We start from the raw sequence: 23,257 nt of genomic DNA, 5'->3' as shown, positions 1-23,257 counted from the left end.
GAGCTCTATTGAAATTTTATGATACAAATTTAACGCAATCGTTTAAAAAAATCAGACAATAAGAGAGAGCACTCCTCTTGCATAATGCCCTCATCTATTAACACGGAGTGATTGAGCGGATAACCATGCAGAATATTAAATAAGGAGCCGGCTGCTCCTGCTTTAAAGTCCCTAGTAGCAAACACCAAGCGTTTAATGCGCGCATGAACCATAAGGCCGGCGCACATGACACAAGGCTCAAGAGTGACATAAAGAGTTGTATCTAATAATCGATGGTTTTGAATCTGTTGAGCAGCTTGTCGTATTGCCCTGACTTCTGCATGATCTGAAGGATCATGACTTTTCTCCAGAATATTCCTGCCTGCACCTAATAATTGATTATCTTTACTAACCAATACAGCGCCTACAGGAATCTCTCCTTCCTTCTGAGCCAACACCGCTTGCTCATAGGCTAATCGCATCCAAAATTTATCATTCATTCCCATTCAATAGTAGCCGGTGGCTTACCCGAAATATCATAAGTTACCCGTGATACACCCTCTACCTCATTGATAATTCTATTAGAAACTTTTGCTAAAAAATCCCAAGGTAATGGCGACCAATGTGCCGTCATAAAATCAATAGTTTCTACAGCCCGCAAACAAATGACATAATCATAGCGACGTCCATCTCCCATGACACCAACACTTTTCACTGGTAAAAACACCGCAAAAGCCTGACTTACCTTATGATAAAGGTGAGCCAAATGCAGTTCTTCGATAAAAATAGCATCTGCTCTACGCAATATATCAGCATATTCCTTTTTTACCTCAGCTAAAATCCTAACGCCTAAACCTGGCCCTGGGAATGGATGGCGGTATACCATATCATGTGGAAGTCCTAACTCAAGACCCACTTGACGAACCTCATCCTTGAATAGTTCTCGAATAGGTTCTAGTAATTTGAGATTTAAAGTTTCTGGTAAGCCACCTACATTATGATGAGATTTGATAACTACTGCCGCATCATTTGTACTTGTGGCTGCTGATTCAATTACATCAGGATAAATTGTGCCCTGCGCTAGCCACTTTATGTCAGTCAGTCTTTGGGCTTCTTCATCAAAAACTTCAATAAAGGTACGACCAATAATCTTTCTCTTTTCTTCAGGGCAAGTTACCCCTTTTAGAGCAGCTAAAAATTTATCCTCTGCATTCACTGCAATAATATGTATTCCCATGTGTTGACCAAACATACTCATTACTTGCTCTGCTTCATTCAATCTGAGTAAGCCTGTATCAACGAACACGCAAATTAATTGCTCTCCAATCGCTTTATGCAGTAAAGCAGCAACCACGGAAGAATCAACACCTCCTGATAAACCCAGCAAAACCTTGTCGCTTCCCACCTGTTTCCTGATGCTGCTAATCGCTTCGTCGATAATATGTTCTGGAGTCCAATCTGTTGGAGCTTTACAAATATCCACTACAAAACGTTGTAAAATTCGCAACCCCTGCACTGTATGGGTGACCTCCGGATGAAATTGCAAACCATACATTTGACGACGTTCATCGGCCATACCTGCAATGGGTGCATTGCGAGTCTCACATATAATTTTAAAACCAGGAGGCAATTGAGTTACTTTATCACCATGACTCATCCATACATCCAATAAAGCGCTGCCATCTAGTGTTGTACGATCTTCGATATTGGCTAGTAATTGGCTATGTCCATGCAAGTGTAATTCCGCATAGCCAAATTCTCTTAATGTCGATGACTCTACCTGTCCACCGAGTTGTACTGCCATGGTTTGCATTCCATAGCATATCCCTAACAAAGGTAAACCACAATCGAATAACCATTGAGGAGCTCGTGGATTCGCATCGTACGTTACTGTAGACGGACCTCCCGACAAAATAACACCACAAGGGTTTAATTTACTAAATTGCTCATGATTAATAAGATATGGATAAATTTCACAATAAACTCCCATTTCGCGGACACGTCGGGCTATTAATTGTGTGTATTGAGAACCAAAATCCAATATTAATAATGGGCGTTTTTTTAAATCATTCATTATTAATTGTCCACTTGATAATTAGGAGCTTGTTTTGTAATACTGACGTCATGCACATGCGATTCACGCATACCAGCATTAGTAACTTGTACAAATTCAGTTTTGGTATGTAACTCATCAATAGTTGCACAACCGGTATAACCCATGCAAGAGCGCAAGCCACCTAATAATTGATGAATAATCGTTTGTACAGGGCCTTTATAAGGCACCCGCCCCTCAATTCCCTCTGGAACCAGTTTTTCTGTTCCTAAGGCAGCATCCTGAAAATAACGATCACTAGAACCTTGTGCTAAAGACATAGCACCAATTGATCCCATTCCTCTATAATTTTTATATGTTCTTCCTTGATATAATTCAATTTCACCAGGTGACTCTTCGGTACCAGCAAACATACTACCTAACATAACAGTATCAGCACCTGCGGCAAGCGCTTTACAAACATCTCCAGAAAAACGTATTCCGCCATCTGCAATAACAGGAATTCTTCCTTTGAGTTCTTGTGCTACATTAGCTATCGCACTGATTTGAGGAATACCAACACCAGTGACTATCCGAGTAGTACAAATAGAACCTGGCCCTATTCCAACTTTTACAGCATCGGCACCTGCTTCATACAAATCTTTGGCTGCCGCTGCCGTTGCAATGTTTCCACCTATGACTTGGACACTCGGATAATTCTTTTTAATCCATTTCACTCGATTTAATACGCCTTGAGAATGACCATGTGCTGTATCCACTACTAACACATCTACTCCGGCTTCAATTAATGCGGCAACTCGCTCGTCAGTACCTTCGCCAACACCAACTGCCGCACCAACACGCAATTGTTCGGAACTGTCTTTACATGCGTAAGGATTGTCTTTCGCTTTTTGTATATCTTTTACTGTAATGAGCCCACGAAGTTTGAAATCTCCATTGACAACCAATAATTTTTCTATGCGATGCTTGTGCAACAAGCTTCTCACTTCTTCTCTACTGGCTCCTTCCCTTACAGTAACTAAACGTTCTTTGGGAGTCATAACTTGGGATACAGTTAACCCCATGTTAGTTTCAAAACGAATATCTCTACTGGTTACTATTCCGACCAAATGTTCGCCATCAACAACTGGCACACCTGAAAAATTATATTTGGTCATAACCTGCAGCAACTCTTTAACAGTTAAATTGGGAGTCACTGAGATAGGATCTTTAACCATACCGCTTTCAAATTTTTTAACCTTTCTTACTTCTTCTGCTTGTTCCTTGATACTCATGTTTTTATGGATAATACCCAAGCCACCTTCTTGGGCTAAAGCAATAGCCAATCTTGCTTCAGTCACTGTATCCATCGCAGCTGAAATCAAAGGCATATTTAGATTAATTCCACGAGTTAATTTGGTTTTTAATGAAACATCTTTAGGTAAAATAGTTGAGTGGGCAGGGACAAGCAAAACATCATCAAAAGTTAATGATTGTTGTATAATGGAAAGAGGCATTTTTATCTCACTCCAGTTATTAAATAACCCAATAGTTTACTATAAACATTCAAAAATTTAAACATTTATTACATAAAATTATCTCGTTTTAATCAGGGCAAATTCAGTGCAAAGTATGATTTTGCCCTGTTCATTTTAATACATTGATTGAAGATTATTTATCGTTCTGAATACAATGAAATCTTTATTTAGTTTTTATTACAATAAAGTGATTGATGGCTTGAATTAGTTAATCAATAACGTGTAAACTGTTGGTTAAATATTGTGTTGAATCGAAAAATAGGAAGGGTTCAGCTTGGCTAAAATAATAGTAATTACATCAGGAAAAGGCGGAGTAGGAAAAACCACTTCATCGGCGGCTATTTCTTCTGGGCTTGCGCTGTTAGGACATAAGACCGTAGTTATCGATTTCGATATTGGCTTAAGAAACCTAGATATCATCATGGGCTGTGAAAGGCGCGTGGTATATGACTTCATCAATGTTATTAATGGTGAAGCCAACTTAAATCAAGCCCTTATTAAGGATAAACGGATCCCTAATCTTTGCATACTTCCAGCATCACAAACACGTGATAAGGATGCCTTAACACTAGAGGGTGTTGAAAAAACCTTGAATGAATTAGCTGAAGAGTTTGACTTCATTATTTGTGATTCTCCTGCTGGAATTGAAACAGGGGCACTTATGGCAATGTATTTTGCTGATCATGCTATCGTTGTGACTAATCCTGAAGTATCCTCTGTTCGGGATTCCGATAGAATTCTAGGGATACTATCCAGCAAAACAAAACGAGCCATAGAAAACAAACCGCCCGTACAAGAACACTTACTACTAACACGATATGATCCAGAGCGTGTAGAACGTGGCGAAATGTTATCTGTGACCGATGTAAAGGAGATATTAGCTATTCCTTTAATTGGTGTTATCCCAGAATCTAAATCAGTACTCAAAGCATCAAATACGGGGACACCTGTTATTCTTGATGAAACTAGTGATGCCGGAATTGCTTACCAAGATGCTATTGCACGCTTTCTGGGTGAAGACAGACCATTGCGTTTTGTAAGCAACGATCGAAAAGGAATATTTCGTCGCTTATTCGGCAAAAACAAGGAGGAAGTGACAATATGAGTATTTTTAATTACTTACGGAGAAGAGCTTCTACCGCATCAGTTGCTAAAGAACGTTTGCAAATAATAATTTCCCATGAACGCTCTCAGCGCAATACGCCGGACTATTTACCCAAGCTGCAAGAAGAGATTCTTGCAGTCATTGCAAAATATATTAATATTAGCCGCGATCAAGTCAGTGTCAATCTAGAGCGAATGGAAGATAGTGCAGTCCTAGAACTAAATATTACAATGCCAGACAAAGCATTGGAAGAAAATTAAAATTAATTCATTATAAAATAATTTCTTTTTACACCAATAAGCCGGCAGCGATTAGCAATTGGCATCTTATCGGTTTGTAATCATCAATCCAATCAATTTTCACTCTAATTAAGTAGATGAGCTAACGCAGCCATGTACCTCTCATCCACAAAATATAGTAGAGATATTAGAACAATCACATTAGAATTCATAATTTAGGGGAAAATGAATTAAAGTCTCTAAAATTTTTTGTAGACTTCCCTGCGTTAACCTAGGTACATAATTTTCAGTTTGCTTCAACGACAAGTCCTCCTCCCGCGCAAAGCATTAGAATAGTATACTAATGCTTTATCGCAGGAAGACAGTTGCCAGAAATAATTACACCATTTCTGTTTCTATATCATCCTTCTCCGGGATCTTTTTTCTTGATTTTGCCTCATTGTTAGAGAGTTGTACACGACGTAGATCTTCATCAGCAAAATCATCTACTCTGATGACCTCTTGTCTTGCTAATTCAGCTTCCTCCAGCTGTTTCGCTTCAACAGGAGTCAAAATCTTACAATCCAGTGCTTCTAAAATTTGTTCATGGAATGTAAGTGATTTCAATACATTGTCTTTGACCGCCCTCATCACTTTTCGTTCCAGCTCTTCTACCGCGCAAATCTTATAGAATGCTTCTTCCATTCGCCCTAAAGGACAATTTTCTCCCGGTTTCTTATACACCAATCTTGTGATTCGATTTCTTGTTTCATTAGGCTCTATTAGTAGTTTTGCTACTCTGTGTCCTAATCTATCGTTGGGTTCGTGTCGTCTGTTACCTAACGGTTTCAAAATAAAAGATAAGGCCGCTCTTGCCCACCGCGCAGGAAAATTAATAATGACGCCATGCATCGCAGCTTCACACTCATGCAACAACTGTTGACAGCTCCAGTGCACTACAGGCAAATCAACCCGTGGCTCCCCGTCCTCATAAAAACGCTTTAAAACGGCTGAAGCCATATATAAACTACTTAACATATCACCCAAACGAGCTGATAGTTTTTCTCTTCGCTTTAACTCCCCTCCAAAACTATCATTGAAAAATCAGCTAGAAAAGCCAAATTGGTACTGTATTTATGAATTAGTTGGTAATATCTTTTAACTGAACTGGCTGGGGCTTTACTCATGCGTGCATCAGTCCATCCAAAAATAACTGATTTGGTAAAATTAGCAATAATTAGACCGACATGAGAAAAGAATGATTCATCAAACTTCTCTAAATCATTATTTCTCATACTTTCTAATTCTTTAAAGATATAAGGATGGCATCTTACCGCTCCTTGACCAAAAATAATTAAACTCCGGGTTAAAATATTAGCTCCTTCAACAGTAATACCAATGGGAGAACCTTGATAGCCTCTTCCCATATAATTATTTGGACCAAGACATATCCCTTTACCACCATGAATATCCATTCCATCAAGAGCTAAATGACGCGCCCGCTCCGTAGTATGGTATTTTAAAATAGCGCCCGCAACAGAGGGTTTGGCTCCATGATCTATGGCAGCAGCAGCCATTGTTAAAGAGGAGTCAATGATATAAGCTGTAGAAGCAATACGAGCGAGGGGCTCCTCAATTCCCTCAAACTTTCCGATTGGCTGATTAAATTGTCTTCGAATCCTTGCATAGGCACCTGAGGCGAGAGCAACGGCCTGTGCACCGCCACTGGCACTTGAAGGTAAGGAAATTGCCCGTCCTGCACTTAAGCACTCCATAAGCATGCGCCATCCTTGCCCAGCCATAGAAGCTCCCCCGATTAAATAATCAAGCGGAATAAAGACATCTTTTCCTTGTGTGGGACCATTTAAAAATCCTGTATTTAAAGGGAAATGCCTGCGACCTTTTGTTACTCCAGGGGTTGTTGACGGAATAAGTGCACAAGTGATCCCTATATCTTCACCTTTCCCTAGCAAATTATCTGGATCAAACATCCTAAATGCTAATCCAATGACTGTAGCCACTGGGCATAAAGTTATATAGCGTTTATTCCAGTTCAAACGAACGCCAATTATTTGTTCTCCATTAAACTCCTGACGACAAACAATCCCTTTATCAGGGATAGATGCTGCGTCGGATCCCGCATTAGGGCCCGTTAAAGCAAAGCATGGAATTTCCCTTCCATCTGCCAATCGTGGCAGATAATAATTTTTTTGTTCATCAGTACCGTATTTAAGAAGCAATTCACCAGGGCCCAGTGAATTTGGTACAGAGATAGTCGTAGCAGCGGTTATTGATCGCCCATATAATTTTACTAAAATTGACATTTGTGCAGTAGCCGAAAATCCAAGGCCACCATACTCTTTTGGAATTATCATTCCCAAAAACCGATTTTCCTTTATAAATTGCCAGACCTCTGGTGGCAAGTCAGTTCTATTATGAGTGATATCCCAATCATCCAACATCTCGCATAGGGTATTTACTGGACCGTCTATAAACGCCTGCTCTTCCTCTGTTAAGGACACAAATGGAGCATTTCTCAAAAGAGAAAAATTAGGATTCCCACTAAATAAATCGCCTTCCCAGCCGACAGTACCTGCTTCCAGTGCTTCTCTTTCAGTACTGGACATCGATGGCATTACCTTTTTAACTATATGAAAAAGGCGTTTTGATAATAATTCTCTTCTTAAGGGTTTGATAGATCCAAGGACTAGAGTTATTTCAATTGTCCATAATATAATTTGGCTTAATATTCCAGGAGAACCGTAATGTAACACCAACCCAAGAAAAATAGTAAAGCTAATAGCCCAAACAGATATCGATGCTTGTCGAGTTAACAACATTCCTGCTGCACCAATTGTTGCTAGTAATAATATGAGTTGTAACACGAAGTTCTCCTTATTGTAGGCTAATCCAAGAGAGCGATTAAAAGTGAGGTTTTTTTATTTGATCTTATTCTCAGTAATCCTAGACATCCCGCGACTTGACTGCAGGACCAGAGATCTTGAAGATCATGGACCGCGGTCAAGCCACGGGGCTTCGGCCAAGAAAACCACACTTTTAATCGCCCCCTAATCTAAAGATTATATGATCTAATCAAATTATAGCATCAACCACTTCCATAACTTGCTTCCCAACAGCTTTAGGATACTCCATCGGGAATAAATGGGTACCCTTAGTTTTAAAGCATTTTACGTTAAAATGATTTTCCATATAACGAATATCCATTCTATCAACTACTGTGCTTTTGTCTCCATAAATCAAAGCAGTAGGAGTTACTAACTTGCCTTTATAACTTGGAATAACATGTGGAATGGTTCGGTATATTTGATATTCAATATGCCTATCAAAGCGCAAATAATATCCATCTTCTTTGTATTCTAAACCATAAGTAATGTAATCATTTAAACATTCGTCAGTAAATGTTTTGAATAAGTCTCGTGTTTTTAAATAAGCCATCAGCTGATCATAGTTCTGCCAATGCTCTCGTCTTTTCTTTGTTCTAAAAGCGGGCGTCACTCTATCAATAATTCCTAAAGCTTTTGCTAATCGCACCATACTGGATTTAAAAGAACCAATAAGAGGTGAATCCAGCATAATAACTGCTTTAAATAATTGAGGTTGCTCTATTGCAGCCAATAGGCTGAGTACTCCCCCCAAAGAGTGCCCAATGGCAATTATTGGTTGTTCTGCTTGTTGTTTTATACTGTCAATGACTTCAGCTACTAAATTATGCCAGTTTTCTCCAACTGGATATTTTGGGTTATGCCCAATTCTATCAATAAAGCAATAATCAAACCGAACTTCCAATTCGTTAAATAACTGTTTATAACAAAGCGAGGGAAATCCATTACCATGGGCAAAATGGATTAACTCCCTCATTTAAACACCATTTGTCTGCTTTCGCCCCTAAAGCTATAAACACCATAGCTGTAATAAGCAATCATCAGCGTCAGCAAAATAACTCCCAAACCAGGAAAGACTAAATTAAATGCTAGCATAATCGCCAAAACAACCAACATAGGTGTTGCTGCTACCATAAGCAATCTACTGGACTTCATAAAAGACAAAGAGAATGAAAAAAAGACTTTAGAAAATACCTGTCCTAAAAATGCAATAGCTAACAATACAACGACTGTAATAGAATATAAAATAGTCACTACCACAGGATAAATCAGTAATTGAGAAGCGTATTTCAATCCTGACACCGCATTATCCTGAATTATTTTCTTACCATCAAATACTGTATTCATTCCCTTATCTAAAGGCTGAACTATAGGAACACCAGTATTTTTAGTTGTCTGACTCATCCCTAATAATTCTGGTGTTGGCAATCTAAAATAAATATTATTTTTATTGATTAAAATATTGAGATCAGGATACTCATTGCTGAATTTTTCAATTTTACCCGTTGTATCTATAATGATGACTACCTGATTTCTGTCATTTCGAATCAAATAAGGCATAGGTTTATCGAAAATAACTTTGCCATTTTGTACATAAATAGTGGGTAATTTCGACAATGGCATGATAATTTGTTGATTAAACGTTTTATTGAAATCAAAAGCTACTCTTAATGAGAGAGGTATGGAGCTCACGGTAATAGCTAATAACAGATAGAGAATGCCTATCCCACGCCAACGCTTAGCCACATCCACATAAAGACGTTTTGAAAAAAAGGACATGAACAGTGCTGACCAATAACCATATATGGGGGTATCAATTGGTTTTAATTTTTTTTTCTCTTTAGCCACGCCACTCTCCTATGCGTTTTCCTGTTCGCTGATGAAATATGTGTAACTTCTCTTTAGGTAGCATCACATATATTTGTCTACCTGAAATCAGTTGATCTGCTGAAATTCTTAGATTAATCAATTCCTCATTTTTAATACATTTTGCCTGTATTAATTTATCGGCTCCCATATCATCGATGAATTCTATGTTAAGCTCAACTGCATTATTACTTTGAGCTGAGCAAAGCTGAATATGTTCAGGGCGAATTGCCAAAACAAGATTAGTTTTATCTTCGAGAGCATGTCTCCAATCCGATGCTAAATAATCTATACCTAAATTAGTTTGAATGCTATCTGTTTTCTTATCATACTTGCCAGAAATAAAGTTGACCGGGTAATGGCCAGTAAATCCTGCTACGAATTGAGTAGCAGGATTCTGATACAATTCCTGTGGCGTTCCAATTTGTTCGATTTTCCCTTGATTAAGGACTAATACTCTGTCTGCCATAGTCATGGCTTCTGTTTGATCATGAGTAACATACAGACTGGTTGTATTAAATTGTTGATGCAATCGTTTAATCTCATGACGCATTTCAGTCCTTAACTTAGCATCTAAATTAGACAATGGTTCATCAAATAAATACACTGCCGGAGATCGAACAATAGCTCTTCCCATGGCAACACGTTGTTTCTGCCCCCCTGACAGCTCCTGGGGCTTCCTTTCTAAATAGGGCATCAAATGCAGCAATTGAGCAACATCGCGTACTCTTTTATTAATTTCTTCCTTATTGAAACGTCTTAATTTTAAACCATAAGCCATGTTATCAAATACTGTCATATGAGGATAAAGAGCATAGTTTTGAAATACCATAGCCATATCTCTTTTAGACGCATGGATATCATTAACGCATTGATTATTAATGAGTATTTTCCCTGAGCTTAGGAATCTAGCCCTGCGATTAGCCGTAAAAGAGTGGATTTTCCACAACCCGATGGACCAACTACCACCATAAATTCACCTTTCTTGATGTCAACATTGACGCCATTTAAAATGGTTGTTTGTCCAACTTGCTTCGATACTTCGATCAAATTTAGTGTTGCCATTATTTCAATCCTTTCTCAAACCATCGCTGCGTCAACATAACCACTATACAAGGGGGAATCAGTGCAATTAATGCAACAGCCATAATATAGTGCCACTCTGGAACCTGATCTGCTACTCCAGCCAAATATCGAATACCCATCACAATAGTTGTCATTTTAGTTTCAGTAGTGATAACCAGAGGCCATAAATACTGATTCCAACCATAGACAAATAAAATTACAAACAAAGCAGAAATTTGAACTCTTGATAAAGGTAAAACAATATCGATAAAAAATCGAAATGGACCTGCCCCATCTAATTTAGCAGCATCAACTAACTCTTTAGAGAGGGTTCTAAAAAACTGGCGAAATAAAAAAGTTCCAGTAGCAGAGGCCAATAATGGCAAGGTAAGTCCTGAAAATGAATTTAATAATCCAAAGGATGCCACCACTTGAAAAGTAGGAACTATTCTGACTTCTACCGGCAACATCATTGTTGCAAATATCAAAGCAAAACAAGATTTTTTAAAAGGGAAATCAAAATATACCAGTGCAAAAGCAGATCCCAAAGCGAGAACAATTTTACCTAGAGCAATAATGAAAGCCATGCACAGACTATTAATTAACATTAAAGTAATTGGTTCCCCCCCAGTGACAGCCAACCCATCTGTCAGCACATTTTTGATATTTTTAAAAAATGAGGAGCCTGGAAATAAGGGCAATTGAGAATGCATCATTGCCGTCCCTTCATTACTGGCAGCAACCACAGCCAGATACAAAGGGAGTAACATCAACCCTATAAATAATAGTATAAGTCCATGTGACAGAAGATATTTTAATTGTTTCATTCGTAATGAACCTTTTTTTCAAGGTATTTAAATTGCAACAAAGAAACTGCTATTACGATAATCATTAGTAAAACGGACTGGGCTGAAGAACTCCCTAAATCCATTCCCTCAAAACCGTCTTCATACACTTTATATATTAAATTAGTAGTACTATTACCCGGACCTCCATGGGTCATAACCTGGATAATCCCAAACGTATCAAAAAAACCATAAATTAAATTCATTATTAGCAGGAAAAAGGTAGTAGGTGAGAGAATTGGAAAAATTATCTGCCAAAATCTTTGCCATGCATTGGCTCCATCCATAATAGCCGCATCGATTAAAGTCTGGGGAACTGCTTTCAGTGCAGCAAAATAAAATAAAAAATTGTAGCTGAATTGTTGCCAACTGGCAGTTAGGATAATCACTAACAAAGCCTGATTGGCATCATTGACATAATTAAAATGAATTCCCAAAAAACCCAAAGCGTGAGTTAACCACCCTAAAGTAGGATGACATAAAAATCGCCACAGTATTGCTGCGACAGCAGGTGCTATAGCATAAGGCCATATCAATAAAGTTTTGTAAAGTCCCTGACTTTTTCTTCTATGGCTCACCAAAGTTGCCATTAAGAGCCCTAGACTCATGGTGATGAAAGTCACGCTAATTGCAATGACAAAGGTAACCCACACTGCTTTGGCATAACCAGGATCGGAGAACAAATCAAAAAAATTGGTCAAACCTGCAAAATGTTTATGTAAGCCAAAAGCATCCATATAAAAAAAAGATTGCATCAAAGCACTACAAGCTGGCCAGATAAAAAATACAATGGTAACAACAAGCTGGGGAACTATAAAGAACCATGAAAATAAACTTTGATGATTAAATTTAGCCATTAGCTAGCCATATGGTTGTTTAAGTAATTATTCATCTCAATACCCTCTCCTCATTTCCATCAAGTTAATGGCAGTATCCTCGACCCTTCTTCTTAAGCCAGGGGTCAAGACTAACAGTTACAAAGATTTTAACTATTATGTGAGCTACAAAAGATATAATATAGTAAATTATTACACTATGCATTCACACTTTAAAAGAAGGATCTAACTTTGCGTTATATACAAATTAATAATCCTGGCCCTCACAGTCAGTTAACTCTTGTTGAAGGTCCCAGTCCTCAATATAAACAGTCTCAAATCTTGGTTCAAGTAAAAGCTACTGCATTAAATAGAGCTGATTTAATGCAGAAATTTGGCAAATATCCCCCTCCACCTGGTGAGTCGGATGTTCCTGGATTAGAAGTCGCAGGAGAAGTGATAGCAATCGGTTCTAAAGTAGAACAATTTAAACCTGGCGATAAAATATATGGTCTTGTTGGTAGCGGTGGATACTCTGAAGTTTGCACAGTAGAAGCATCCCTAGCCCATTGCATCCCTTCGCATTGGGATTTTTCGCTTGCCGCTGCGCTTCCTGAAGCATTAACTACTGTGTATGCCATACTTTATGATCTCGGCAACTTACAAGCCGGACAAACCCTGTTAATACATGGTGCTGGCAGTGGTATAACCTCACTAGCGATTCAAATGGCTAAATTAACATCAGCTCATGTGATAACCACTGTTGGTGATTCCAATAAAATAAAAAAGGCAATGGCTCTAGGCGCTGATCAGGTCATACATTATAAAGAGCAAAATTTTGAACTGTTGATTGAGAATAGCTCTGTAGACTTGATCATTGATTTTGTGGGTGGTGATTATTTTAATAAACACCTGCATTTATTGAAACCAAAAGGTAAATTAATCCAGATCGCATGTCTTAAAGGCAGTAAAGTAGAATGCAGTTTGGCCTTAATCATGCAAAAAAGATTACAGATTGTTGGTTTTGTCCTGAGGCCACAAAGCATCGAGGAAAAAACCAGACTATGGAAATTAGCTCATGATCGTTGGTTTAATGCACTAGAAGAGAACAAGCTAAAGCCTATTATTGATTCAGAATTCACGCTAGATCAAATAGAACTGGCACAACAGCGCATGCAGCAAGGAATCCATTTTGGGAAAATAGTTATTCGAGTTAATTAACGTGGGCTTAAGAACTTACTTTACTTAGTCGCAAGCTCCTATCTAATAATTGAGTATAAATTGGTTTATTGCGCGCCAACTGCACTACCGTGGTCGCAGTAATACAAGAAATCATAAGGGGAAGAATTAAAGAATAGTTTTTTGTCATTTCAACGACTAATACCACACCAGTAATTGGTGAACGTACTGCTGCTGAAAAAAGAGCCCCCATACCTGCCACAGCAAACATACCAGGTTCAATAGCAAAATCAATACTTAACCATTGAAACAAATGGAAAAACGCCAGCCCAACCAATGTTCCCAAAGCCAGCATCGGTGCAAAAATACCACCAGGAACACCACTGGCGTAGCATAGCATCGTCGTTATAAACCGGAAAACCACCAGACTACATAATACTCCAAACGCTGGAGACATGGTTAGCGCCTCGTTAATAATAACATAACCTCCACCAACTGTAGCCGAGTGAAAATAGGCCAGATAGCCCACTAAAAAACCGACCCCCAGAACATAATATTTCTTATTTTGGGGATGTAGCTTATCTAGCCATCCAAGCGTTCTCATTAATACAATATTGAATAACAAACCAACTAGACCAATTAATATGCCAAAAAGTAAAAACAACCACAAAGAAACCAAAGTCGGTAACTCAAAAACTTCCATTTTAATCGCTGGTTGGGAGCCAATCATAAGGTGTAAAACGATTGTTGCCATCACACAACAAATAATTACCATTTTAAAATTGGTAAATGAATAATTAAATTGGTTACGCATTTCTTCCATAACAAAAAGTACGCCCGCCAAAGGCGCATTAAATGCAGCGGCTAACCCTGCTGCAGAACCTGCAGCAATTAAAGTATCACATCGATGCTGTGCAAGTCGGAATAACTCTCCAAGCATTTGCCCCAAGTTACCTCCCATTTGTATGGTTGGCCCCTCTCTACCCACAACCATTTTTGCTGATATGGACAACACACCTGAAATAAATTTGACTGGTAATAAACGTTTCCAAAAGATAGGTCGTATATGCAGTAAAGTCCCTTCAATTTCTTGAACACCACTTCCCGCTGCCTCAGGTGCTATATATCTCACCATTGTCCAAGATATAAATACCATAGCCATAGATACTATGGCTGAAATAAAGGCAGCTGGCAAACCGTATTGACTCACTAGAGAAAAAAATAATTCCAATAAATGATCCAGTTGGGCAATAGCCAGTTGAAACAAAGAAGCAATTGCACCTGTTAATATCCCTAATAAAATTGATATAAAATACAAAGTCAGTATTTTTTTACCCATCGCTCCTCACCATACTCATCAAATTGACGATTATTTTTAGCCCAGCTTGATTTGCCAACGACAAGATTGTTTCAGGATGAAATTGTACGGCATGCACAGGCAAATGCTTATGCGATACTGCCATCACTATACCATCCTCACTTACAGCAGTAACCAATAGTTCTTCGGGTACTGCCTCTTCTCGAGCATAAAGGGAGTGATACCTTCCTGCTTTAAAATAATCTCCTAGCCCGGAAAATAATCCATCACTCTTTAATACTTTTATCTTTGAAGGCTTACCATGCATAGGGTAATCGAGAGTATCTAACACCCCCCCAAAATACTCTACAATACCCTGCAAACCCAAACAAACGCCAAATATTGGAATTTTTCGAGAAAGAGCGGCATTTATTGTATCTGATAGTTTAAAATCACTTGGCTTCCCTGGCCCAGGAGATAACACCACTAAATCGAAATGATTATTTTCTAAGTAACTAGCTGCTTTATCATAGCGTACAGTAATAACCTCGGCGCCAGTTTGCCTTAAATAATTTGCCAAGGTATGTACAAAGGAATCTTGATGATCAATAAGCAGAATCCTTTTATCTTTTCCGGTTAAGGGAATCTCATCATTTTTCTTTTTCAGTTTCTGTTCTGGTTTTCTTAAAATATCTAAAAATGCGGAAGCCTTTAATCGCGTTTCGTCTTCCTCTGCCTCTGGGATAGAATCATAAAGCAAAGTAGCCCCTACTCTAATTTCAGCAATCCCTTTTTCTATACGAATAGTCCTTAAAACTAATCCCGTATTTAAATTTCCATCAAAACCAAACCATCCCACAGCCCCAGCGTACCATTTACGAGGAGATTTTTCATACTCTTCGATGAAATTCATAGCCCAAATTTTAGGAGCTCCTGTTACTGTAACAACCCACATATGAGTTAAGAAAGCATCTACCGCATCAAATCCATCTCTTAAAATACCCTCAACATGATCCACAGTATGAATCAAGCGTGAATACATCTCAATCTGACGACGTCCTATCACTTTCACACTACCCGCTTCACAAATCCGTGATTTGTCGTTCCTATCTACGTCAGTGCACATAGTTAATTCTGATTCTTCCTTTTCAGAATCCAATAACATTTGAATGTTCTGTGCGTCCTCAATAGCATCTGATCCCCGTTTGATAGTGCCTGAAATTGGACAAGTTTCTACTCTTTTACCCTGAACACGAACATACATTTCCGGGGAAGCACCGACCAGATATTCTTCTTCCCCCAAATTTATAAAAAAACCATAAGGAGATGGGTTTAGTTCCCTCATTTGTCGAAACAACTGAGAAGGTTGCTCTGTAAAATGAGAATAAAAGGTTTGACTGGGTACCACCTCAAACAAATCACCACAGGCAAATTTTTCCTTAGCTTTCTTGACAACCTCTGCATATTCACCTGTTACATGATCGCAATCCCTTTCTGGTTTACTATTATAGTGATAAGGGGAATACTTTCCTTCCCTGGCTAAAGATTGTGTTGATCGGCCTGATACCCGAAATCATAACGTCTAACAAATGCTTCTTCCTTGTGATGATTCACTATAAAAATCTCGTCGGGCCAATAGAGGACCATATCTCTTTGTGTAGTTATCCTCGGCTTGCAACGATTTAATTGCTCAAATTGGTAAATTAAATCAAACCCAAAAGCGCCATATAACCCTAAATAGGAATCTTCTTCCGTTTTAAAAAAATTCAGTAATAAACGAATAACACTAAATACTGAAGGCTGATGACTTCGTTCCTCTTCACTGAAGATTTTATTAGATGGCTTCACTCTTAGCTGGCAAAAAACAGGGGTTTGGATAGTTAATTCCCACGAATCTTCCATGCTTAATAAAGGAGAAATAAAAGACAGTAATACTTCTCCGCGTTGGTTCAGCGCTTCTAAGCTAATGATGTTGTTACGACAAACTATAGCCAAGGGGGGATTATAAAACCCAATATCCCAACACGTATAACGCCCAGGATATTCAAAACTTGAAGCAAATAATGCCCCGCGTTGAGAGTCCAGATTCTCGATAAGAAAGTCTATCCCTTGTTTATAATCCAACTCTTGTTGAGAAAATTCAACTTGAACACCACCACGAGTTTTATATTGTTGCAGCATGAATAACAGTCTCTATTAATTTTAACTTATACGATATTCATTCTACTGTAAAACTACTTATCTGCAAGAATCTTCTTCGAGATTACTATCGTCGCATCCTCACTAAATTAAGGAAGAATAATGATTGTCATCAACCCTGTTAGTATCAATAGAAAACGACTGCGCTTTATCAGAAAAACCTTGAGATAGTTTTCTTTAGGATAATTAAACTAACATTTCATTTTTAGAACAATATCGCTATAATGATCTCCTGCATAACCTATATATGGATTATGGCCATGACAATTTCTGCTAAAGATCTTGAAGATATTTCCAAACTGGCTTATCTGAATGAAGACGCTGAACATTCTGCCAAATTAACTCAGGAAATCAGCGCCATCATGGATTTTGTTGACCAACTTAAAGCAATCGATACCAGCGATGTAACCCCTCTTTTTCATCCACTTGCCCTTACCCAACGCTTAAGGCCGGATGAAGTCACCGAGGCTGAATGTCTTGCGGAATTAGAAGCCATGGCGCCTTTATTTGAAGATAATTTATACTTAGTGCCAAAAGTAATCTCGTCGGACAAATCATAATGGAAAATTACTCTCTCACTCAATTATCAAAAGCCCTCCGTAATCGGGAATTATCCAGTGTTGAGTTAACCCAGCACTACCTTAATAAGATTCAAAATAATAAGGATTTAAATGCTTTTATCAGTCTTGATGAAGAACATGCTCTTAAGGAAGCTCAATCAGCTGATTTAGTGTTAAAAAATGGACAAGGGAAAATATTAACTGGAATTCCCATGGCCTTGAAAGATTTGTTTTGCACTAAACGACTAAAAACAACCTGTGCTTCTAAAATGTTAGCTCATTTTCAAGCTCCTTACGACGCTACGATCGTATCAAAATTTAAGGAAAGTGGAGCAATTATTATTGGGAAAACCAACATGGATGAATTTGCCATGGGTTCCTCTAATGAAAACAGCTATTTTGGCCCAGTTAAAAACCCTTGGGATAAAGAAAGAGTATCCGGCGGTTCTTCAGGTGGTTCCGCAGCTGCAGTTGCAGCTAGACTTGTTCCTTTTGCTATTGGTTCTGATACCGGTGGCTCCATTCGTCAACCAGCAGCCTTTTGCGGCGTTAGTGGGATAAAACCCACCTATGGATTAGTTTCCCGATATGGAATGGTAGCTTATGCATCAAGCCTGGACCAAGCAGGTCCGTTTGCTAAATCAGCGGAAGATCTAGCCATCATTCTTCATTGTATGGCCGGGTTTGACAAAAACGACTCCACCTCTGTAGAGACACTTATTCCCGATTATGTTGCTGAAATCCAAAAACCTACCACTAAAATACGCATAGGACTTCCTTCCTGTTTTTTTCAACCACAAGTGGACAAAGGAATCCAGAATGCCATACGTGAAGCTGTTAAGTTATTTGAAGATTTAGGCGCTGAAATCATTGAGATGGATTTAAAACTCCAACCATTATGGGTGCCATGCTATTATGTCATAGCTTGTGCCGAGGCATCATCCAATCTTTCTCGTTACGATGGCATCCGATTTGGCCATAGAAGCAAAGAAGCATCTACCTTAATTGAGTTAATTACCAATTCCCGCAGTGAGGGGTTTGGAACTGAAGTGAAACGCCGAATTGTAACAGGAACTCATGTTCTCTCGTCCGGCTTTTTTGAAGCCTACTATCTGCAAGCCCAAAAAATAAGACGATTAATTCAAGATGAATTTATTACAACTTTAAATTCAGTGGATGTTATCTTGGGACCAACAACACCTACCACTGCTTTCAAGCTTGGGGAAAAGATTGATGATCCCATACAAAATTATTTAGCCGATGTATTTACAGTGGCAGTCAATCTTGCTGGTCTACCAGCGCTCTCTATACCTACTGGTTTTGATAATAAATTACCAATTGGTTTGCAATTAATCGGCAAATACTTTAGCGAAAATCGCTTACTTGCCCTAGCACATTATTATCAGCAACATACCAACTGGCATTTAGCCGATCCTAACAAGCAAAGGTGATATATGGAATGGGATACCGTCATTGGTCTTGAAGTTCATGCCCAACTAAAAACTAAATCGAAATTATTCTCAGGAGCATCTACTGCTTTTGGTGCTACACCCAACTCTCAAACGAGTTTTATTGATGCTGGCTTGCCAGGTGTTCTTCCTGTATTAAATCAACAAGCCATTGTGATGGCTATTCAATTTGGTTTAGCAATTCACGGAACTATCAATGATCTCTCTGTTTTCGAAAGGAAAAATTATTTCTATCCCGACTTACCAAAAGGTTATCAAATCAGCCAATACCAAAAACCTATTGTCACGAATGGCCATTTAAATATACCTCTGAATAATAGTCTAGAAAAAACCGTTCATATTGTACGCGCTCATTTGGAAGAAGATGCCGGTAAATCCATGCATGAGACCCACTTCGATTGCACTGGGATCGATCTTAACAGAGCAGGCACTCCACTTCTTGAAATTGTAACCGCTCCTTGTTTATCTTCCGCTGAGGAAGCAATCAATTATCTAAAAGCGTTACATCAACTAGTACGATTTCTTGGAATATGCGATGGGAACATGCAAGAAGGATCTTTTCGTTGTGACGTTAATCTCTCCATAAAGCCTAAAGATTCTACCGCATTAGGGACACGCACAGAACTCAAAAACTTGAATTCCTTTCGATTCATTGAAAAAGCTATTATTTATGAGCAAGCCAGGCATCAGGAGGTATTAGAAAGTGGTTCATCCATTCTTCAGGAAACTCGTCTTTATGATCCTGATACCAACACCACCCATACCATGAGAGGCAAAGAAAATGAAAACGATTACCGCTACTTCCCTGACCCAGATTTGTTACCTATTCATATTACCCAAACTCAGATAGATGAAATAAAAAACAATTTACCAGATTTGCCTGAAGCAATTAACAGAGAAATGCAAGAAATACCTTCTTTAAATGAGGAAGATATTAATTTTATATTATCATCACCAGATACTTATCAATATTACAAAAGCATTAAGTCTCTTGGCCATGCTGCTGACAAATTAATTATTAACTGGCTAAAAGGCCAATATGCCGCTTTCCTGAATGAACATAACCTAAGCTTTGAAATGCCTCCCATTTCAGCTAAAACCATGGCTGATTTTCTCAACAAAATTCACGATAAACAAATTTCTTCGAATATCGCAAAGATTCTTTTTAACAAGCTTTGTGAGGGAGAAGATAATGTGGATGCCATAATTGAGCGTGAGGGTTACCGACAATTGGACGATACTTCGACTTTAGAGGGAATAGTTCAGCAAATCATTAATCAATATCCTCAACAAGTCGCGGAATATAAAGCCGGCAAAGAAAAATTATTCGCTTTTTTTGTAGGACAAACGATGAAACAAACAAAAGGAAAAGCTAATCCCGAGCAAATTAATGTATTATTAAAAAAATTTTTGGCATGAATAATATTGTGAGGATAGGTTGCTGTACTGAAAGAGTCGGTCGATAAGCCGGGTTCTGTCGCGGGCAATCATTCATCTGGGACATACGTCACCGTATGCCTCAAGCGACCTACCCGAATCCCGTATGGGCCATACGTTATGGCTTTGCAGCCAAATGGATTCCTATTTGGTCTTGCTCCGAGTGGGGTTTTCCCTGCCACGATTGTTACCAATCGCGCGGTGCGCTCTTACCGCACCATTTCACCCTTACCCGCAAGCGGGCGGTATATTTTCTGTGGCACTTTCCGTAGATTCACATCTCCCAGGCGTTACCTGGCACTCTGCCCTTTGGAGCCCGGACTTTCCTCCCCTTGCTTTTGCAAGGAGCGATTGCCTGACCAACTCTGACTCCAATATTAGCAGAGCGTCCAGGAAAAGGCCACAATTAATGGTGAGTTTCTATTGAAATACTAGAGGGGTGTGTTGATAATTGTTCCCCAACGCCTACATACCGCAATTTGTTCAGGAGGTGAACACACCCTAAAAAGAACAGCAGAGTTTAAAGAACTATAGATTAAAAATCACGAGTTCCAATAAATTCATCATCAAAATAACGCTTTAATTTAGTACGCAAAGTACCACGCTTACACCAAGAACTCGAGCAGCTTTTGATTGGTTATAACGAGTTAATTCCATAACAGTACGGAATAAAGGTGCTTCCACTTCTTCAACGATTAATTGATATAAATTTAAGTTAGCATCTTTATTACTACCAACACTTGTTAAATAACCTTTCACCACATTAATTACCTGGTGTGACAAAGCATCATTACCTTGCATCACCTGTTGCATAACGGCACTCATTTTAGTCTCCTAATACAAATTTAATGAACATAAATTATGTTCAGCACATCAATTTGGCTCCAACACCATGACCGATATAATATCAAATATCCCAAAGAGTGTAAACATTGTTTTAATGGTATTCATTTATTAAGGAATTATTAAGTCATTATTGTATCATTTTAGTTATAATTGTAAAAATAATTGCTTTATTTTTTCTAAAAATTTACTTTTTACAATTAAGGCATGTTCTCTTTGCTTCTATGCCCTTGATATGGTTAAAACCTATAGATTCTATAAACCAGGCACGGAATGAGTATTCATCAAACCACACCACAAAAAAACCACATAAAAGACGACACAAAAAGACTGGCTGATATTTGAACTATTAGAATAAGATTATATAATTAAGAATAAAATACAGTCAACAAAATTGTTTTAGTTTTAGCTAGGGGAAATCAAATGGCTCGTTGGAAAATGTTTAAGCAAACGGCCACTGCTGTTGGAGGAGCTCTTACCTATTATTTGGGACAGCAAGTGGTTGATTATAGAGAAGTACAAAAATCTTTGCAAAATCCAGACCTTGAAACAAGCGCCCCCGAAAGAGCACAGGTAACTGCTACAAAAAAGGAATGGTATTTATTTGGAAGACAAAGTCCCCATTATGTACGCGACATGACGAAAACTCCCAAGCATGAAGAACATAGAAAGATCGAAGAAAGTTCTTTGTATCTAAAACGATTCGGCACTGTGATGGATAATGAAAAACACTATGATTTATTTGAGGGGTCTGATTTTGAGATAGAACCCATCTCCAGTAACAGTAAATATCCTAAAGTGATAGTCCCTCCTGAAGCCATGTTGAGTGACAGGATCGATGAATTGGATGATGATGCCAGATTTGAAATACACTTTGCCCGTAAACGAGGTTTCGCAGACATTTCAGAAAAATCACCATTCTTTCACTCCTCGATTGCATTAAGAGTTATTCCTGAAGAAGAAACACCTGATCCAAGTACTGTCGTAGTCAGTGGTTCTGAGATAAAAAAAATTTTAAAAGGCACAGAAGAAACTGTCTGTAAAACTCAGCATTGTAATCTCTACACATCCAATTGTTATTCTGCTTCTATTTTTTCTTTAGAAGGGGTAATTAAAACCATTAATGAAAGAGAGGGAGTAGAAAAAAGTAGCAAGAAAGAAGATATCGCTAAAGTAGCTCAAGTGCTTCAGCAAGCAACCACTGACAATTTATCTAGGGGCATTTCTAATAATTCCTTAATAAAATCATCCCTGATATATGATATCCATCCTATACTGTTAAACTATGGTTTAGTGCAAAAAACTAAAGCAGAGGATGAATACGGAAGGACACCCCCTCCCCAAATGTAATCGCGAATTTAAAATTTTATGACGTGGGTGCAGAGGACTGTGAGGAACACCCCTTATTAATTAAAGGAGAAATTTTATGAATAATAACGAAAATAAAGTACCTAACGAACAGGCTCTACCCAATTTAGGACCACATGTCCTAAAATTAATAGAAACCAAGGGACTCCAAATGGAAGAAGAGCTTGTATCAAAACTATCAGAGCTCGAGAAAGTGAGTATGGAAGGTTCTTCAGACAATGGATTAGTAACTGTTACAATAAATGGCAATCATCAGCTTCTCGATGTGGCAGTGAATCGCCCTCTTGCAGATTGGACAAATAACCAAATAAAACTATGTCAGCTCATTAAAGAAGCGATTAACGACGGGATGTATAAAATCGATTTATTTATTGAAAAAGAAATTTCATTAATTAAGTACAAATACATCAAACAAGTCATTGAAAGATCTTCCAAATTAGAAGGTTAATTTACGACATTCTCATTTTATATTAATCAACAACTCAAATTTTTGAATAAATTGGGATAGTACGTTTTGATAATGTGTCCACTTCGACTTG

At 38.3% G+C, this 23,257-nt stretch carries 16 protein-coding genes, 1 other RNA gene and 4 pseudogenes; 8 read left to right on the top strand and 13 right to left on the bottom strand.

The window, feature by feature from the left end; translation table 11 throughout:
* Positions 1–29 precede the first annotated feature (29 nt).
* From tadA to guaB, 3 genes are read right to left on the bottom strand one after another with little or no spacing between them, the layout of a single operon-like run.
* Positions 30–479, bottom strand: coding sequence for a tRNA adenosine(34) deaminase TadA (gene tadA, locus OK13_RS03400; RefSeq protein WP_035887682.1), 450 nt, complete (start codon positions 477–479; stop codon positions 30–32).
* Positions 476–2,053 carry a glutamine-hydrolyzing GMP synthase gene (guaA, locus tag OK13_RS03395; RefSeq protein ID WP_035887679.1) on the bottom strand — a complete coding sequence of 526 codons (1,578 nt, stop codon included), beginning with the start codon at positions 2,051–2,053 and terminating at the stop codon, positions 476–478. Before guaA ends, tadA begins: the two co-directional genes overlap by 4 nt.
* Before the next feature lie 2 nt (positions 2,054–2,055).
* The gene (guaB, locus tag OK13_RS03390; protein WP_035887676.1) at positions 2,056–3,528 is read right to left on the bottom strand and encodes an IMP dehydrogenase; all 1,473 of its coding nucleotides are present in this window, start codon (positions 3,526–3,528) and stop codon (positions 2,056–2,058) included.
* Between the two features lie 295 nt (positions 3,529–3,823).
* Here guaB and minD point away from each other — a divergent pair, with 295 nt between their 5' ends.
* Complete coding sequence (gene minD, locus OK13_RS03385) at positions 3,824–4,654, top strand: septum site-determining protein MinD (RefSeq protein WP_035887673.1); 831 nt, start codon at positions 3,824–3,826, stop codon at positions 4,652–4,654.
* Positions 4,651–4,914: a cell division topological specificity factor MinE gene (gene minE / locus OK13_RS03380; protein WP_035887670.1), complete on the top strand. Its 264-nt coding sequence runs from the start codon at positions 4,651–4,653 to the stop codon at positions 4,912–4,914. The genes minD and minE overlap by 4 nt, the downstream gene beginning before the upstream one ends.
* Before the next feature lie 357 nt (positions 4,915–5,271).
* Here minE and OK13_RS03375 read toward each other — a convergent pair.
* The 6 genes and pseudogenes from OK13_RS03375 to OK13_RS03350 all read right to left on the bottom strand — a co-directional run bounded on the left by OK13_RS03375 (position 5,272) and on the right by OK13_RS03350 (position 12,408).
* Positions 5,272–7,757: pseudogene (locus tag OK13_RS03375) on the bottom strand (acyl-CoA dehydrogenase).
* Positions 7,758–7,965: 208 nt separating this feature from the next.
* The gene (locus OK13_RS03370; RefSeq protein WP_035887669.1) at positions 7,966–8,751 is read right to left on the bottom strand and encodes an alpha/beta fold hydrolase; all 786 of its coding nucleotides are present in this window, start codon (positions 8,749–8,751) and stop codon (positions 7,966–7,968) included.
* Positions 8,748–9,623, bottom strand: a complete 876-nt coding sequence (locus OK13_RS03365) for a DUF1189 family protein (RefSeq protein WP_035887667.1) — start codon at positions 9,621–9,623, stop codon at positions 8,748–8,750. The genes OK13_RS03370 and OK13_RS03365 overlap by 4 nt, the downstream gene beginning before the upstream one ends.
* Positions 9,616–10,706 (bottom strand): annotated as a pseudogene (locus OK13_RS03360) (ABC transporter ATP-binding protein). The gene OK13_RS03365 and the pseudogene OK13_RS03360 overlap by 8 nt, the downstream one beginning before the upstream one ends.
* The gene (ugpE, locus tag OK13_RS03355; protein ID WP_035887665.1) at positions 10,706–11,533 is read right to left on the bottom strand and encodes a sn-glycerol-3-phosphate ABC transporter permease UgpE; all 828 of its coding nucleotides are present in this window, start codon (positions 11,531–11,533) and stop codon (positions 10,706–10,708) included. Before ugpE ends, OK13_RS03360 begins: the two are co-directional and overlap by 1 nt.
* Entirely contained in the window at positions 11,530–12,408 is an 879-nt protein-coding gene (locus OK13_RS03350) for an ABC transporter permease subunit (protein ID WP_035887663.1), read from the bottom strand. The genes ugpE and OK13_RS03350 overlap by 4 nt, the downstream gene beginning before the upstream one ends.
* Before the next feature lie 210 nt (positions 12,409–12,618).
* Here OK13_RS03350 and OK13_RS03345 point away from each other — a divergent pair, with 210 nt between their 5' ends.
* Positions 12,619–13,587 carry an NAD(P)H-quinone oxidoreductase gene (locus OK13_RS03345; RefSeq protein WP_035887660.1) on the top strand — a complete coding sequence of 323 codons (969 nt, stop codon included), beginning with the start codon at positions 12,619–12,621 and terminating at the stop codon, positions 13,585–13,587.
* Positions 13,588–13,594: 7 nt separating this feature from the next.
* Here OK13_RS03345 and clcA read toward each other — a convergent pair whose 3' ends face one another.
* On the bottom strand, positions 13,595–14,884 hold the full coding sequence (gene clcA / locus OK13_RS03340; protein WP_035887658.1) for a H(+)/Cl(-) exchange transporter ClcA: 1,290 nt from the start codon (positions 14,882–14,884) through the stop codon (positions 13,595–13,597).
* Positions 14,877–17,023 (bottom strand): annotated as a pseudogene (locus OK13_RS03335) (anthranilate synthase component I). Before OK13_RS03335 ends, clcA begins: the two are co-directional and overlap by 8 nt.
* A 278-nt stretch (positions 17,024–17,301) precedes the next feature.
* Between OK13_RS03335 and gatC the strand changes: the two are divergent.
* Genes gatC through gatB form a run of 3 tightly spaced genes read left to right on the top strand, consistent with a single transcriptional unit; the run spans position 17,302 to position 20,489 of the window.
* Complete coding sequence (gatC, locus tag OK13_RS03330; RefSeq protein ID WP_035887655.1) at positions 17,302–17,601, top strand: Asp-tRNA(Asn)/Glu-tRNA(Gln) amidotransferase subunit GatC; 300 nt, start codon at positions 17,302–17,304, stop codon at positions 17,599–17,601.
* Entirely contained in the window at positions 17,601–19,052 is a 1,452-nt protein-coding gene (gene gatA / locus OK13_RS03325) for an Asp-tRNA(Asn)/Glu-tRNA(Gln) amidotransferase subunit GatA (RefSeq protein WP_035887653.1), read from the top strand. The genes gatC and gatA overlap by 1 nt, the downstream gene beginning before the upstream one ends.
* A 3-nt stretch (positions 19,053–19,055) precedes the next feature.
* Positions 19,056–20,489: an Asp-tRNA(Asn)/Glu-tRNA(Gln) amidotransferase subunit GatB gene (gene gatB / locus OK13_RS03320; protein ID WP_035887651.1), complete on the top strand. Its 1,434-nt coding sequence runs from the start codon at positions 19,056–19,058 to the stop codon at positions 20,487–20,489.
* 28 nt (positions 20,490–20,517) lie between these two features.
* Here gatB and rnpB read toward each other — a convergent pair.
* An RNA gene (gene rnpB / locus OK13_RS13840) (RNase P RNA component class A) lies at positions 20,518–20,874 on the bottom strand.
* A 168-nt stretch (positions 20,875–21,042) separates the two neighbouring features.
* A pseudogene (locus OK13_RS03315) lies at positions 21,043–21,332 on the bottom strand (helix-turn-helix domain-containing protein).
* 441 nt (positions 21,333–21,773) lie between these two features.
* Here OK13_RS03315 and OK13_RS03310 point away from each other — a divergent pair.
* Both OK13_RS03310 and OK13_RS03305 read left to right on the top strand, forming a co-directional pair.
* Positions 21,774–22,700, top strand: coding sequence for a hypothetical protein (locus OK13_RS03310; protein WP_035887648.1), 927 nt, complete (start codon positions 21,774–21,776; stop codon positions 22,698–22,700).
* A 76-nt stretch (positions 22,701–22,776) separates the two neighbouring features.
* Positions 22,777–23,166 carry a YbaB/EbfC family nucleoid-associated protein gene (locus OK13_RS03305; RefSeq protein WP_035887645.1) on the top strand — a complete coding sequence of 130 codons (390 nt, stop codon included), beginning with the start codon at positions 22,777–22,779 and terminating at the stop codon, positions 23,164–23,166.
* Positions 23,167–23,257: the final 91 nt, after the last annotated feature.

The organism is Legionella norrlandica (genome assembly GCF_000770585.1).
GTDB lineage: Bacteria > Pseudomonadota > Gammaproteobacteria > Legionellales > Legionellaceae > Legionella > Legionella norrlandica.
Note: the sequence above shows the minus strand (reverse complement) of the source record. Positions and strands in the feature narration are given on the sequence as shown.